This is a genomic window from Pseudomonas sp. ASL8 (assembly GCF_056680355.1).
In genome coordinates this window covers 2158931-2172448 of record NZ_CM155278.1, presented here as the reverse complement: position 1 = coordinate 2172448, position 13518 = coordinate 2158931, and the positions used below count along the sequence as shown (strand labels likewise).

Annotated in this window: 8 protein-coding genes, 2 tRNA genes and 2 rRNA genes; 5 read left to right on the top strand and 7 right to left on the bottom strand. The window is 54.5% G+C overall.

The window, feature by feature from the left end; translation table 11 throughout:
• Nucleotides 1–60: 60 nt before the first annotated feature.
• The 5 genes from AC1MEA_RS09780 to tyrS all read right to left on the bottom strand — a co-directional run bounded on the left by AC1MEA_RS09780 (nt 61) and on the right by tyrS (nt 6693).
• Nucleotides 61–2951, bottom strand: a 23S ribosomal RNA gene (locus tag AC1MEA_RS09780).
• 236 nt (nt 2952–3187) lie between these two features.
• Nucleotides 3188–3263: transfer RNA gene (locus AC1MEA_RS09775), tRNA-Ala, on the bottom strand.
• A 30-nt stretch (nt 3264–3293) separates the two neighbouring features.
• A tRNA-Ile gene (locus AC1MEA_RS09770) sits at nt 3294–3370 on the bottom strand.
• Nucleotides 3371–3453: 83 nt separating this feature from the next.
• Nucleotides 3454–4992, bottom strand: a 16S ribosomal RNA gene (locus AC1MEA_RS09765).
• The 16S and 23S rRNA genes sit together here with 2 tRNA genes alongside, the layout of an rRNA operon.
• A gap of 501 nt (nt 4993–5493) precedes the next feature.
• A complete protein-coding gene (gene tyrS / locus AC1MEA_RS09760; protein ID WP_449633931.1) occupies nt 5494–6693 on the bottom strand; it encodes a tyrosine--tRNA ligase in 1200 nt (399 codons plus the stop codon).
• Nucleotides 6694–6903: 210 nt separating this feature from the next.
• Here tyrS and AC1MEA_RS09755 point away from each other — a divergent pair, with 210 nt between their 5' ends.
• Nucleotides 6904–8334 carry a peptidoglycan DD-metalloendopeptidase family protein gene (locus AC1MEA_RS09755; RefSeq protein WP_480917602.1) on the top strand — a complete coding sequence of 477 codons (1431 nt, stop codon included), beginning with the start codon at nt 6904–6906 and terminating at the stop codon, nt 8332–8334.
• A 3-nt stretch (nt 8335–8337) separates the two neighbouring features.
• Nucleotides 8338–9441 (top strand): anhydro-N-acetylmuramic acid kinase, encoded by a 1104-nt coding sequence (locus AC1MEA_RS09750; RefSeq protein WP_219064334.1) that lies wholly within the window; start codon nt 8338–8340, stop codon nt 9439–9441.
• A 55-nt stretch (nt 9442–9496) separates the two neighbouring features.
• Here the strand turns inward: AC1MEA_RS09750 and erpA are convergent, their stop codons facing one another.
• Nucleotides 9497–9847, bottom strand: a complete 351-nt coding sequence (gene erpA, locus AC1MEA_RS09745) for an iron-sulfur cluster insertion protein ErpA (RefSeq protein WP_480917600.1) — start codon at nt 9845–9847, stop codon at nt 9497–9499.
• An 81-nt stretch (nt 9848–9928) separates the two neighbouring features.
• The gene (gene argC / locus AC1MEA_RS09740; protein ID WP_219064336.1) at nt 9929–10963 is read right to left on the bottom strand and encodes an N-acetyl-gamma-glutamyl-phosphate reductase; all 1035 of its coding nucleotides are present in this window, start codon (nt 10961–10963) and stop codon (nt 9929–9931) included.
• Nucleotides 10964–11099: 136 nt separating this feature from the next.
• Between argC and hemJ the strand changes: the two genes are divergently transcribed.
• From hemJ to AC1MEA_RS09725, 3 genes are all read left to right on the top strand, one after another.
• The gene (gene hemJ / locus AC1MEA_RS09735) at nt 11100–11528 is read left to right on the top strand and encodes a protoporphyrinogen oxidase HemJ (protein WP_219064337.1); all 429 of its coding nucleotides are present in this window, start codon (nt 11100–11102) and stop codon (nt 11526–11528) included.
• A gap of 29 nt (nt 11529–11557) precedes the next feature.
• Nucleotides 11558–12526 (top strand): NAD(P)H-dependent flavin oxidoreductase, encoded by a 969-nt coding sequence (locus AC1MEA_RS09730; RefSeq protein ID WP_480917599.1) that lies wholly within the window; start codon nt 11558–11560, stop codon nt 12524–12526.
• A gap of 87 nt (nt 12527–12613) precedes the next feature.
• Nucleotides 12614–13510, top strand: a complete 897-nt coding sequence (locus AC1MEA_RS09725; RefSeq protein WP_219064339.1) for a DUF805 domain-containing protein — start codon at nt 12614–12616, stop codon at nt 13508–13510.
• Nucleotides 13511–13518 lie beyond the last annotated feature (8 nt).

Sequence of the window (13518 nt, the reverse complement as noted above, 5' to 3'; positions counted from 1 at the left end):
GTTTGTGTCGTCTTCACACACCGCAATCTGCTCTTTCGACGCAAATTGCTTGGGTGTTATATGGTCAAGCCTCACGGGCAATTAGTATTGGTTAGCTCAACGCCTCACAGCGCTTACACACCCAACCTATCAACGTCGTAGTCTTCGACGGCCCTTCAGGGGACTCAAGGTCCCAGTGAGATCTCATCTTGAGGCTAGTTTCCCGCTTAGATGCTTTCAGCGGTTATCTATTCCGAACGTAGCTACCCGGCAATGCCACTGGCGTGACAACCGGAACACCAGAGGTTCGTCCACTCCGGTCCTCTCGTACTAGGAGCAGCCCCTCTCAAATCTCAAACGTCCACGGCAGATAGGGACCGAACTGTCTCACGACGTTCTAAACCCAGCTCGCGTACCACTTTAAATGGCGAACAGCCATACCCTTGGGACCGGCTTCAGCCCCAGGATGTGATGAGCCGACATCGAGGTGCCAAACACCGCCGTCGATATGAACTCTTGGGCGGTATCAGCCTGTTATCCCCGGAGTACCTTTTATCCGTTGAGCGATGGCCCTTCCATACAGAACCACCGGATCACTAAGACCTACTTTCGTACCTGCTCGACGTGTCTGTCTCGCAGTCAAGCGCGCTTTTGCCTTTATACTCTACGACCGATTTCCGACCGGTCTGAGCGCACCTTCGTACTCCTCCGTTACTCTTTAGGAGGAGACCGCCCCAGTCAAACTACCCACCATACACTGTCCTCGATCCGGATAACGGACCTGAGTTAGAACCTCAAAGTTGCCAGGGTGGTATTTCAAGGTTGGCTCCACGCAGACTGGCGTCCACGCTTCAAAGCCTCCCACCTATCCTACACAAGCAAATTCAAAGTCCAGTGCAAAGCTATAGTAAAGGTTCACGGGGTCTTTCCGTCTAGCCGCGGATACACTGCATCTTCACAGCGATTTCAATTTCACTGAGTCTCGGGTGGAGACAGCGCCGCCATCGTTACGCCATTCGTGCAGGTCGGAACTTACCCGACAAGGAATTTCGCTACCTTAGGACCGTTATAGTTACGGCCGCCGTTTACCGGGGCTTCGATCAAGAGCTTCGCGTTAGCTAACCCCATCAATTAACCTTCCGGCACCGGGCAGGCGTCACACCCTATACGTCCACTTTCGTGTTTGCAGAGTGCTGTGTTTTTAATAAACAGTCGCAGCGGCCTGGTATCTTCGACCGGCATGGGCTTACGCAGTAAATGCTTCACCCTCACCGGCGCACCTTCTCCCGAAGTTACGGTGCCATTTTGCCTAGTTCCTTCACCCGAGTTCTCTCAAGCGCCTTGGTATTCTCTACCCAACCACCTGTGTCGGTTTGGGGTACGGTTCCTGGTTACCTGAAGCTTAGAAGCTTTTCTTGGAAGCATGGCATCAACCACTTCGTGTGCCAAAGCACACTCGTCATCAGCTCTCGGCCTTAGAATCCCGGATTTACCTAAGATTCCAGCCTACCACCTTAAACTTGGACAACCAACGCCAAGCTGGCCTAGCCTTCTCCGTCCCTCCATCGCAATAACCAGAAGTACAGGAATATTAACCTGTTTTCCATCGACTACGCTTTTCAGCCTCGCCTTAGGGACCGACTAACCCTGCGTCGATTAACGTTGCGCAGGAAACCTTGGTCTTTCGGCGTGGGTGTTTTTCACACCCATTATCGTTACTCATGTCAGCATTCGCACTTCTGATACCTCCAGCAAGCTTCTCAACTCACCTTCACAGGCTTACAGAACGCTCCTCTACCGCATCACCTAAGTGATACCCGTAGCTTCGGTGTATGGTTTGAGCCCCGTTACATCTTCCGCGCAGGCCGACTCGACTAGTGAGCTATTACGCTTTCTTTAAAGGGTGGCTGCTTCTAAGCCAACCTCCTAGCTGTCTAAGCCTTCCCACATCGTTTCCCACTTAACCATAACTTTGGGACCTTAGCTGACGGTCTGGGTTGTTTCCCTTTTCACGACGGACGTTAGCACCCGCCGTGTGTCTCCCATGCTCGGCACTTGTAGGTATTCGGAGTTTGCATCGGGTTGGTAAATCGGGATGATCCCCTAGCCGAAACAGTGCTCTACCCCCTACAGTGATACATGAGGCGCTACCTAAATAGCTTTCGAGGAGAACCAGCTATCTCCGAGCTTGATTAGCCTTTCACTCCGATCCACAGGTCATCCGCTAACTTTTCAACGGTAGTCGGTTCGGTCCTCCAGTTAGTGTTACCCAACCTTCAACCTGCCCATGGATAGATCGCCCGGTTTCGGGTCTATTCCCAGCGACTAGACGCCCTATTAAGACTCGCTTTCGCTACGCCTCCCCTATTCGGTTAAGCTCGCCACTGAAAATAAGTCGCTGACCCATTATACAAAAGGTACGCAGTCACCCAACAAAGTGGGCTCCCACTGCTTGTACGCATACGGTTTCAGGATCTATTTCACTCCCCTCTCCGGGGTTCTTTTCGCCTTTCCCTCACGGTACTAGTTCACTATCGGTCAGTCAGTAGTATTTAGCCTTGGAGGATGGTCCCCCCATATTCAGACAAAGTTTCTCGTGCTCCGTCCTACTCGATTTCACTGCAAAGAGATTTTCGCGTACAGGGCTATCACCCACTATGGCCGTCCTTTCCAGAACGTTCCGCTAATCTCAATACAGCTTAAGGGCTGGTCCCCGTTCGCTCGCCACTACTAAGGGAATCTCGGTTGATTTCTTTTCCTCAGGGTACTTAGATGTTTCAGTTCCCCTGGTTCGCTCCATACACCTATGTATTCAGTGTAAGGTAACGGTCTTATGACCGCTGGGTTCCCCCATTCAGACATCTCCGGATCAAAGTCTGTTTGCCGACTCCCCGAAGCTTTTCGCAGGCTACCACGTCTTTCATCGCCTCTGACTGCCAAGGCATCCACCGTATGCGCTTCTTCACTTGACCATATAACCCCAAGCAATCTGGTTATACTATGAAGACGACATTCGCCGAAAATTCGCAATTTAACTCACAAATTTTACCTTAGCCCGTGACACCACCAGTGAAAGTGCTGTCCGGTCTAACTTTCTATCACATACCCAAATTTTTAAAGAACGATCTAATCAAAGACTAGAAATCAACATTCACCATCACATCGATGGAATGCTCATTTCTAAGCTTTACAATACAGAAGCAGTAAGTGGTGGAGCCAAACGGGATCGAACCGTTGACCTCCTGCGTGCAAGGCAGGCGCTCTCCCAGCTGAGCTATGGCCCCGTATCTCTACAGGCGTTTCCCACACAAAATTGGTGGGTCTGGGCAGATTCGAACTGCCGACCTCACCCTTATCAGGGGTGCGCTCTAACCAACTGAGCTACAGACCCAATTTCGGGCTGCTTCTAAATCGTCTTTTTCAATGAATCAAGCAATTCGTGTGGGAACTTATGAAGAAGCTGAGGTCTTCGATTAAGGAGGTGATCCAGCCGCAGGTTCCCCTACGGCTACCTTGTTACGACTTCACCCCAGTCATGAATCACACCGTGGTAACCGTCCTCCCGAAGGTTAGACTAGCTACTTCTGGTGCAACCCACTCCCATGGTGTGACGGGCGGTGTGTACAAGGCCCGGGAACGTATTCACCGCGACATTCTGATTCGCGATTACTAGCGATTCCGACTTCACGCAGTCGAGTTGCAGACTGCGATCCGGACTACGATCGGTTTTCTGGGATTAGCTCCACCTCGCGGCTTGGCGACCCTCTGTACCGACCATTGTAGCACGTGTGTAGCCCAGGCCGTAAGGGCCATGATGACTTGACGTCATCCCCACCTTCCTCCGGTTTGTCACCGGCAGTCTCCTTAGAGTGCCCACCATTACGTGCTGGTAACTAAGGACAAGGGTTGCGCTCGTTACGGGACTTAACCCAACATCTCACGACACGAGCTGACGACAGCCATGCAGCACCTGTCTCAATGCTCCCGAAGGCACTCCGCTATCTCTAGCAGATTCATTGGATGTCAAGGCCTGGTAAGGTTCTTCGCGTTGCTTCGAATTAAACCACATGCTCCACCGCTTGTGCGGGCCCCCGTCAATTCATTTGAGTTTTAACCTTGCGGCCGTACTCCCCAGGCGGTCAACTTAATGCGTTAGCTGCGCCACTAAGAGCTCAAGGCTCCCAACGGCTAGTTGACATCGTTTACGGCGTGGACTACCAGGGTATCTAATCCTGTTTGCTCCCCACGCTTTCGCACCTCAGTGTCAGTATCAGTCCAGGTGGTCGCCTTCGCCACTGGTGTTCCTTCCTATATCTACGCATTTCACCGCTACACAGGAAATTCCACCACCCTCTACCATACTCTAGCTCGACAGTTTTGAATGCAGTTCCCAGGTTGAGCCCGGGGATTTCACATCCAACTTAACGAACCACCTACGCGCGCTTTACGCCCAGTAATTCCGATTAACGCTTGCACCCTCTGTATTACCGCGGCTGCTGGCACAGAGTTAGCCGGTGCTTATTCTGTCGGTAACGTCAAAACACTAACGTATTAGGTTAATGCCCTTCCTCCCAACTTAAAGTGCTTTACAATCCGAAGACCTTCTTCACACACGCGGCATGGCTGGATCAGGCTTTCGCCCATTGTCCAATATTCCCCACTGCTGCCTCCCGTAGGAGTCTGGACCGTGTCTCAGTTCCAGTGTGACTGATCATCCTCTCAGACCAGTTACGGATCGTAGCCTTGGTGAGCCATTACCTCACCAACTAGCTAATCCGACCTAGGCTCATCTGATAGCGCAAGGCCCGAAGGTCCCCTGCTTTCTCCCGTAGGACGTATGCGGTATTAGCGTCCGTTTCCGAACGTTATCCCCCACTACCAGGCAGATTCCTAGGTATTACTCACCCGTCCGCCGCTCGCCACCAGGTACAAGTACCCGTGCTGCCGCTCGACTTGCATGTGTTAGGCCTGCCGCCAGCGTTCAATCTGAGCCATGATCAAACTCTTCAGTTCAAACATCTTTGGGTTTTGACAAAACCCTAAACTTAGCTCAGCAATCGTTGGTTACATCTTTGATTTCTCGCGGAGTAACTTGTGATGCTGATAATCAGTTGACTTCAGTCTTACAACACAAGCACCCACACGAATTGCTTGATTCAATTGTTAAAGAGCGGGTGGTTGAGATCTTTCGTCTCAGCCGAGGCGCGCATTCTACAGCAGCCCCTGTTGCTGTCAAGCGGTTATTTTAACAAGTTTCAAAGTTTCCTTTGCAACTTCAACCACTTGCGCTTCGATCAACTTCACGTCTCTCGTTAGCGGGAGGCGAATTCTACAGCGTTACACGCTGCTGTCAACACCTCTTTTCTACCGCTTTCGATCCAGAAGATCAAAACCCCTTCCTCGCCGCTTACTCTGGATAACTCTTTGATTTACAAGGAGTTTTCCGTTTCATCTGCTCCGGAAGAGGTGCGAATTATAGGCTCGAAAAAACTTACGTCAAGGGTTAAATCAGGCCTATTCCAAATTAAGCGTAATTCGCCCAAAAGCCTTCTTACCTGCCTGGCAAACATGGGTCGCGCCCACCTTGAACACGAATGCGCGATCCACAACCTCACCATCTATACGCACGCCACCGGATGCCAGAAGATCCCGAGCAACCGCGGAGTTCTTGACCAAGCCTGCTTTATTAAGGACAGCCGCGATTGGCATGTCTTCAGTGGCCGCGAGACTGATCTCTGGCAGGTCATCAGGCAGGTCGCCGTCTTTCATGCGATTGCCCGCCGAACGATGCGCAGTCGCAGCCGCCTCTTCGCCATGGAATCGGGCAACGATCTCTTCAGCCAGCTTGATTTTGATATCACGCGGATTCGCGCCCGCCGCGACATCGGCCTTGAAGCCATTGATCTCCTCCATAGAGAGGAAGCTCAGCAACTCGAAGTAGCGCCACATCAAGGCATCAGGGATTGAAACCAGCTTGCTGTACATAATGCCCGGTGCTTCCTGAATCCCTACATAGTTACCCAGGGACTTGGACATCTTCTTCACGCCATCCAGACCTTCCAATAAAGGCATGGTGAGAATGCACTGAGCTTCTTGCCCATAGGCGCGCTGCAATTCGCGCCCCATCAGCAGGTTGAACTTCTGATCGGTACCGCCCAGCTCGACATCGGCACGCAGCGCGACAGAATCGTAGCCCTGCACCAATGGATACATGAACTCATGGATGGCGATCGGCTGATTGGTCGAGTAGCGCTTATGGAAGTCATCGCGCTCAAGCATCCGCGCCACGGTGTACTGTGAAGACAGGCGAATGAAGTCAGCCGAACTCATTTGATCCATCCAGGTGGAGTTGAACGCCACCTCGGTCTTTGCCGGATCAAGAATCTTGAAAACCTGGGTTTTATAGGTCTCTGCGTTAGCCAGAACCTGTTCGCGCGTCAGCGGAGGCCGCGTCGCACTTTTGCCACTAGGATCGCCAATCATGCCGGTGAAGTCGCCAATCAGGAAAATGACCTGATGGCCCAACTCCTGGAACTGACGCAGCTTATTAATAAGCACGGTATGACCCAAATGCAGATCCGGGGCCGTAGGGTCAAACCCGGCCTTGATACGCAATGGCTGACCACGCTTAAGCTTTTCGACCAGTTCGGACTCGACCAGGAGTTCATCCGCACCGCGCTTGATCAGCGCTAGCTGCTCTTCAACCGACTTCATAACAGCCCCGTAATGGCTCATCTAAATGGGACCCAACCATACAAGATCAGGGCCCAATTACAAGTTTTTGCCCTGCACCCTCCGCCGAATCACAGACTGATGCGTTCGTAGGGTTGCTTCGAGCATGATTTGGTTATATTTTATACAGTTATTTATTCATCATCATGTCATTCATCTTTTCCAATTCATCTCTTCAAAGTCAGATTACCTATGATCAACACACCGCCCAAGGCGCCTCCGCTTTATCCGAAGAGCCACCTGCTCGCTGCCAGCGGCATCGCCGCCTTGCTGAGCCTGGCGCTTCTGGTCTTCCCGTCCAGCGACGTTGAAGCCAAAAAAACCACTCTGAACCTTGATCTGGAAACACCTGCCGATCAACTGACACAAGAACAAGACGCTCAAGAACAGATTCAGGCCACACCCGACGTCACTGCATCGCCATTCGCGCAGATCGAAAATGGCGCTGATGACACTCAGGAAACGGCCACCGCAGAACCTGTGAAGGTAGAGCCTGCCCCCACAGTTGCTGCCAAGAATCCGAATCACAAAGAAGTTGTCGTCTCCAGGGGTGACACCTTGTCGACCCTGTTCGAGAAAGTAGGTCTTCCTGCTTCCGCCGTGCACGAAGTACTGGCCAGCGACAAGCAAGCCAGGCAATTCAGCCAACTGAAGCACGGCCAGATTCTGCAGTTCGAGCTCTCCCCGCAAGGTCAGCTCAAACAACTGCACAGCAAGGTCAGCGACCTGGAAAGCATCAGCCTGTCCAAGTCCGACAAAGGCTATGCATTCAGCCGGGAAATCACCAAGCCGAACATCCGCACAGCCTATGTTCACGGGGTTATCAACAGCTCGCTTTCCCAGTCGGCTCAACGTGCAGGCCTGTCCCACAGCATGACCATGGACATGGCCAGTGTTTTTGGCTACGACATCGACTTCGCTCAGGATATTCGCCAGGGCGACGAGTTCGATGTGATCTACGAGCAGAAAGTCATCAATGGCAAAACCGTCAGCACCGGCAACATCCTGTCAGCGCGTTTTACCAACCGCGGCAAAACGTACACCGCCGTTCGCTACACCAACAAGCAAGGTAACAGCAGCTACTACACCGCTGACGGCAACAGCATGCGCAAGGCTTTCATCCGTACCCCGGTAGACTTCGCCCGTATCAGCTCGATGTTCTCCATGGGCCGCAAACACCCGATTCTGAATAAGATCCGTGCCCACAAAGGCGTCGACTACGCAGCGCCTCGCGGCACACCGATCAAAGCAACAGGCGATGGCCAGGTTCTGTTGGCGGGTCGCCGTGGCGGCTACGGCAATACCGTAGTCATCAAGCATGGCAACACCTACCAGACCCTGTACGGGCATATGCAGGGTTTTGCCAAAGGTATACAAACCGGCAGCAATGTAAGACAGGGCCAGGTCATCGGCTATATCGGCACGACCGGGTTGTCGACCGGCCCGCACTTGCACTATGAGTTCCAGGTTAATGGCGTCCATGTCGACCCACTGGGCCAGAAATTGCCAATGGCCGACCCAATCGCCAAAGCTGAAAAGCAACGTTTCATGCAACAAAGCCAGCCGTTAATGGCACGCATGGACCAAGAGAAATCCACCCTGCTCGCTTCGAACAAGCGCTAAGCCATGGCCTTCTATATAGGTGTGATGTCCGGGACCAGTCTTGATGGGCTGGATATCGCCCTGATAGAACAGGACGACCGACCAAGACTGCTGGCGACCCACTACATACCCATGCCGGATGATCTGCGCGCCGAGCTTCTCGGGCTATGCGCCAGTGGTATCGATGAGCTTGCCCGGGCCGCTATCACCGAGCAGAAGTGGGTGCATCTCGCCGCACAGGGTGTTCTGGCGCTGTTGAGCCAAGAGCAATTGTCCGCGGGCGAGATACGCGCCATCGGCAGTCATGGACAGACTATTCGGCATGAGCCCGCGCGCGGCTTCACCCTCCAGATTGGCAACCCCGCACTGCTCGCAGAGCTGACAGAGATCACCGTCGTCAGTGATTTCCGCCGCAGAGATGTGGCCGCAGGCGGACAAGGCGCACCGCTGGTACCAGCGTTTCATGAAGCCCTTTTCGACAATCCGCTGGGCGCGCCACAGAATCATCGTGCGGTTCTTAATATAGGTGGCTTCAGCAACCTGAGCCTGCTGGAAGCCGACAAGCCCGTGTCCGGTTTCGACTGCGGACCAGGAAATGTCTTGCTTGATGCCTGGATACAAGCACAACGCAGTCTCAGCTTTGACCGCGACGGTGCCTGGGCGGCGAGCGGCAAGATCGAGCCAGCGCTGCTGCAATCGCTACTCAGTGACCCGTTTTTCCTGACCCAAGGTCCTAAAAGCACAGGCCGCGACGTCTTCAATACTGGCTGGCTTCAACATCATCTGTTCCAACTGCCAACGTTCGCCCCCGAAGACATCCAGGCAACCTTGCTTGAGTTGACTGCGCTGACGATTACCCAGTCGCTGCAGATCGCACAGGCGCAAACCGACGAGCTATTGGTCTGTGGTGGCGGCGCGCACAACTCGGCGCTGATGGCGAGACTGACCGCGTTGCTGCCTGACACCAAGGTCAGCAGTACAGCGGCTTATGGTGTAGACCCTGACTGGGTCGAAGCGATGGCTTTCGCCTGGCTGGCGCACTGTTGCCTTGAAGGCGTCCCCGGCAACCGACCCAGTGTCACCGGCGCTCGCGGTCTGCGCGTGCTAGGCGCCATCTACCCGGCATGACGCACACAGCAAAACGCCGCACATAAGCGCGGCGTTCTCTGACCAGCAAGCCAAATCAGACCGAGAATGACGAGCCGCAGCCACACGTGGTGGACGCATTCGGGTTTTTGATCACAAAGCGCGACCCTTCCAGCCCTTCCTGATAATCCACTTCTGCGCCTGCCAGGTACTGGAAGCTCATCGGATCGACCACCAGGCTGACACCATCACGCTCGACGATGGTGTCGTCATCCGCCACGTCTTCATCGAAAGTGAAGCCGTACTGAAAACCTGAACAGCCGCCACCGGTCACGAACACGCGCAGTTTCAGGCGATCATTGCCCTCTTCATCGACCAGGGTCTTCACCTTGTGCGCTGCACCGTGGGTGAATTCCAATGCCGTAGGGGTGAAGGTTTCGACGCTCATGCTAAATATCTCCCGGCGCTATGCCGTCATAATGCGTAATGACCGGCATTATCCGCTTGACCTAGTAAATTGGTCAACTAATCACGGCAGCATGCCGGCATGGGAAAGACCCAAACGCTCGTCCAGACCGAACAGAATGTTCATATTCTGTACCGCTTGGCCTGATGCGCCCTTGACCAGATTGTCGATGACCGACAACACCACCACCAGATCACCACCTTGCGGACGGTGCACGGCAATTCGACAAACGTTGGCGCCACGTACGCTACGTGTTTCAGGATGGCTACCGGCCGGCATCACATCGACGAACGGCTCATTGGCATAGCGCTTTTCAAAAAGCGCCTGCAAATCCACCGACTTATCCGTCACCGTGGCGTAGAGCGTCGAGTGAATGCCCCGAATCATCGGTGTCAGGTGTGGAACGAAGGTCAAGCCGACATCCCCACCCGAGGCACGCCGCAGACCCTGCCTGATTTCAGGCAGGTGACGATGGCCTTTGACGGCGTACGCCTTAAAGCTTTCGCTGGTTTCAGAGTACAACGAGCCAACGCTGGCACCGCGCCCTGCCCCGCTGACGCCTGATTTACAGTCAGCGATCAACCGGGAGGCATCAGCCAAGCCAGCTTCGAGCAACGGCAGAAAGCCCAGCTGTGTCGCGGTAGGGTAGCAACCGGGCACGGCAATCAGGCGCGCTTGCTTGATTTGCTCGCGATTGACTTCAGGCAAGCCGTAGACCGCCTCCTTAAGCAATTCAGGCGCGCCATGCGGCTGGCCGTACCATTTGGCCCACTCGTCTGCGTCTTCCAGGCGGAAATCTGCCGACAAGTCGATGACCTTGGTCCCGGCGTTCAACAGTTCGCCTGCCAACGCATGAGCAACACCGTGCGGGGTGGCAAAGAACACCACATCACAGGCACCCAGTGCTGCGATGTCCGGCACGCTGAAAGCCAGGCCATCGTAATGGCCTCGCAGGTTAGGGTACATATCGGCCACGGCCAGCCCTGCCTCGGAGCGAGAAGTGATGACCACCACCTCAGCTTGCGGATGCTGTGCCAACAGACGCAGCAGCTCGACCCCGGTGTAACCCGTGCCGCCGACGATACCGACCTTGACCATAAACCTGCCCCTTCAACGAACCTAGTGGAAAACCATTGATAATATGGGCGTATGGCCTGAGGAACAACCGCGAACGTGACGTATGGCCGTTCATACCACTACTATTTGGCCACCGTGAACTTGGGAATAACCAAAAATGCTTTTTCTATGGCTCAAAGCCCTCCACATCGTCTCGATGGTCTGCTGGTTTGCAGGTCTGTTTTATCTGCCGAGACTGTTCGTTTATCACTCAATGAGCGAAGACGCCGCGAGCCGGGAACGGTTCTGCATCATGGAGCGCAAACTGTACCGGGGCATCATGGGTCCCGCGATGATTGCCACACTGGCATTCGGCATCTGGCTGATCAGCCTCAACCCCAGTGGTTATTTCAGCCAGGCCTGGATGCACGCCAAGCTGACGTTGGTGGTTCTGCTGATCGGCTATCACCATGTCTGCGGCGCGCAAGTCAAACGCTTCGCGCGTGGCGAGAAGGGCCGCAGCCACGTCTACTATCGCTGGTTCAATGAAATCCCTGTATTGATCTTGCTGGCTATCGTCATTTTGGTTGTGGTCAAACCTTTCTAATCAATAGCTGAATGCGTGGAGTAACGCTCATGTCACTGCCAGCCTTGCTTGAACAGTCCCTGCGTCTGCCCGTCGTGGCCGCACCGATGTTTCTGATCTCCAATCCGCAATTGGTGCTGGCGTGCTGCCGCAACGGGGTGGTCGGGAGTTTTCCGGCGCTTAACCAGCGCGAAAGCAGTGGTTTCAAAGCCTGGCTAGAGGAAATCGAAGCCGGGCTGGCAGCGCTTGTAAATCCGGCGCCTTACGCAGTCAACCTGATCGTGCACAACAGCAACCCCCGTTTGCAGGCCGATCTGGCTATCTGCATCGAGCATAAAGTACCCATCGTGATCACCAGCCTCGGCGCCGTTAAAGAGCTGGTCGACGCGGTGCATGGTTACGGTGGTTTGGTGTTTCATGACGTGACCACTCGCCGCCATGCGGAAAAAGCAGCAGAAGCCGGCGTAGACGGTCTGATCGCTGTCGCGGCCGGCGCCGGAGGACATGCCGGAACCTGGAGTCCTTTTTCGCTCATTGCCGAGATCCGTCAGTTCTTCGATAAAACCTTGTTGCTGGCGGGCTGTTTAAACCACGGCCACGAGATTCTTGCCGCGCAATTGCTTGGCGCGGATCTGGCCTACTTCGGTACACGCTTTATCGCGACCCGTGAGAGCCATGCCCCGGACGCTTACAAAGAGATGCTGCTGACCTCCAAAGCCGCCGATATCGTCCATACCGCTGCGGTCTCCGGCGTACCTGCCAGCTTCATGCGCAAGAGTTTGGAGAATGCAGGTTTTGACCTCGCGGCTCTGCAAGGCAAGGGTGAAGTCGACTTCGGTTCGAAGCTCAAACCCATCAGCGATGAAGCAAAAGCCTGGAAAACCGTATGGTCCGCCGGACAAGGCGTTGGTGATATTAACGATCTGCCCAGCGTCGACGAACTGATTGCCCGCATGGATGCTGAATACCGTCAGGCGCAAACACGCTCAGCAGACCTGGCCAGACACTGGCCGCGCTGATCGCTCGCCCGCAGCCGCTTTTTCGGCTGGCGTCAGGCTCAGATGCGTTAGCAATAACTCTGTTTTACCCAGACAAGGAAGCCAAGCATGGCCGAAACCCACTTCAAGATTGTCTTCGAAGGGCAACTGCGCACTGGCGTCGACATCGAGACCGCCAAACTGAATATGGCTGGTCTGTTCAAACGCGAACTATCCGCCGTCGAAAAGCTGTTCAGCGGCCAGCCCGTTGCGCTCAAGCGCGGGCTGTCGCAAGAGCAAGCCCTGCACTACCTGAGCGCATTGAATGATGCAGGCCTCGAAGCACGGATTGAGCCGGACCCCACCATCAGTTTGAGCCTGGAAGAGATCGACGAGCCCACCCCGTATAGAGCGCCTGAAGAACCGCAGCACGAAGCATCGCCTTATGCTCCGCCACGGGCTCAGGTGGGTGCAACATGGCCAGAGTTTGGCGAACTCAAGGTGTTCACCGTTCAAGGCCGGATCGGTCGTTTACGCTATCTGGCCTGGACCCTGGTACTCATGGTCGCCATTATTGCCGTTACCGGCGTATGCGCAGCGATCCTGACCAGCTCACTGGTAGGCGGTGGATTGCTTATTGCCATCGCAGCGATCGGCTTTTTTATCGTCAGTGTGCAGATCGGTGTACAGCGGCTGCACGATGTCGGCTGGTCCGGCTGGCTGTTGCTGATCAATCTCGTGCCATTCGTGGGCAGCCTGTTTCCGATCCTGATGATGGTCATCCCGGGTAACACCGGCGCCAACCAGTACGGAGCGCCGCAACCACCCAACACCACGGCGGTAAAAGTCCTCGCCTCTTTGTGGCTGGCAATTATCGCCATCCTGATGGTCGGCGCATTCGTCGGCGGCATTTCCACGTTCGAGAGCGAAGTGCAATCCACCGCGAGCGAGTACGAAAATATCCTGCCTTACGACGATGATAATGACAGCGACACCGCGCAACCCGCCAACAGCCAGCGTCTGTAGACTATAAA

What these genes read in the sequence shown, in the direction of transcription:
- tyrS (WP_449633931.1), bottom strand. Translation starts at nt 6,693, where the DNA reads ATGAAGTCGGTTGAAGAGCAGCTAGCGCTGATCAAGCGCGGTGCGGAT.
- AC1MEA_RS09755 (WP_480917602.1), top strand. Translation starts at nt 6,904, where the DNA reads ATGATCAACACACCGCCCAAGGCGCCTCCGCTTTATCCGAAGAGCCAC.
- AC1MEA_RS09750 (WP_219064334.1), top strand. Translation starts at nt 8,338, where the DNA reads ATGGCCTTCTATATAGGTGTGATGTCCGGGACCAGTCTTGATGGGCTG.
- erpA (WP_480917600.1), bottom strand. Translation starts at nt 9,847, where the DNA reads ATGAGCGTCGAAACCTTCACCCCTACGGCATTGGAATTCACCCACGGT.
- argC (WP_219064336.1), bottom strand. Translation starts at nt 10,963, where the DNA reads ATGGTCAAGGTCGGTATCGTCGGCGGCACGGGTTACACCGGGGTCGAG.
- hemJ (WP_219064337.1), top strand. Translation starts at nt 11,100, where the DNA reads ATGCTTTTTCTATGGCTCAAAGCCCTCCACATCGTCTCGATGGTCTGC.
- AC1MEA_RS09730 (WP_480917599.1), top strand. Translation starts at nt 11,558, where the DNA reads ATGTCACTGCCAGCCTTGCTTGAACAGTCCCTGCGTCTGCCCGTCGTG.
- AC1MEA_RS09725 (WP_219064339.1), top strand. Translation starts at nt 12,614, where the DNA reads ATGGCCGAAACCCACTTCAAGATTGTCTTCGAAGGGCAACTGCGCACT.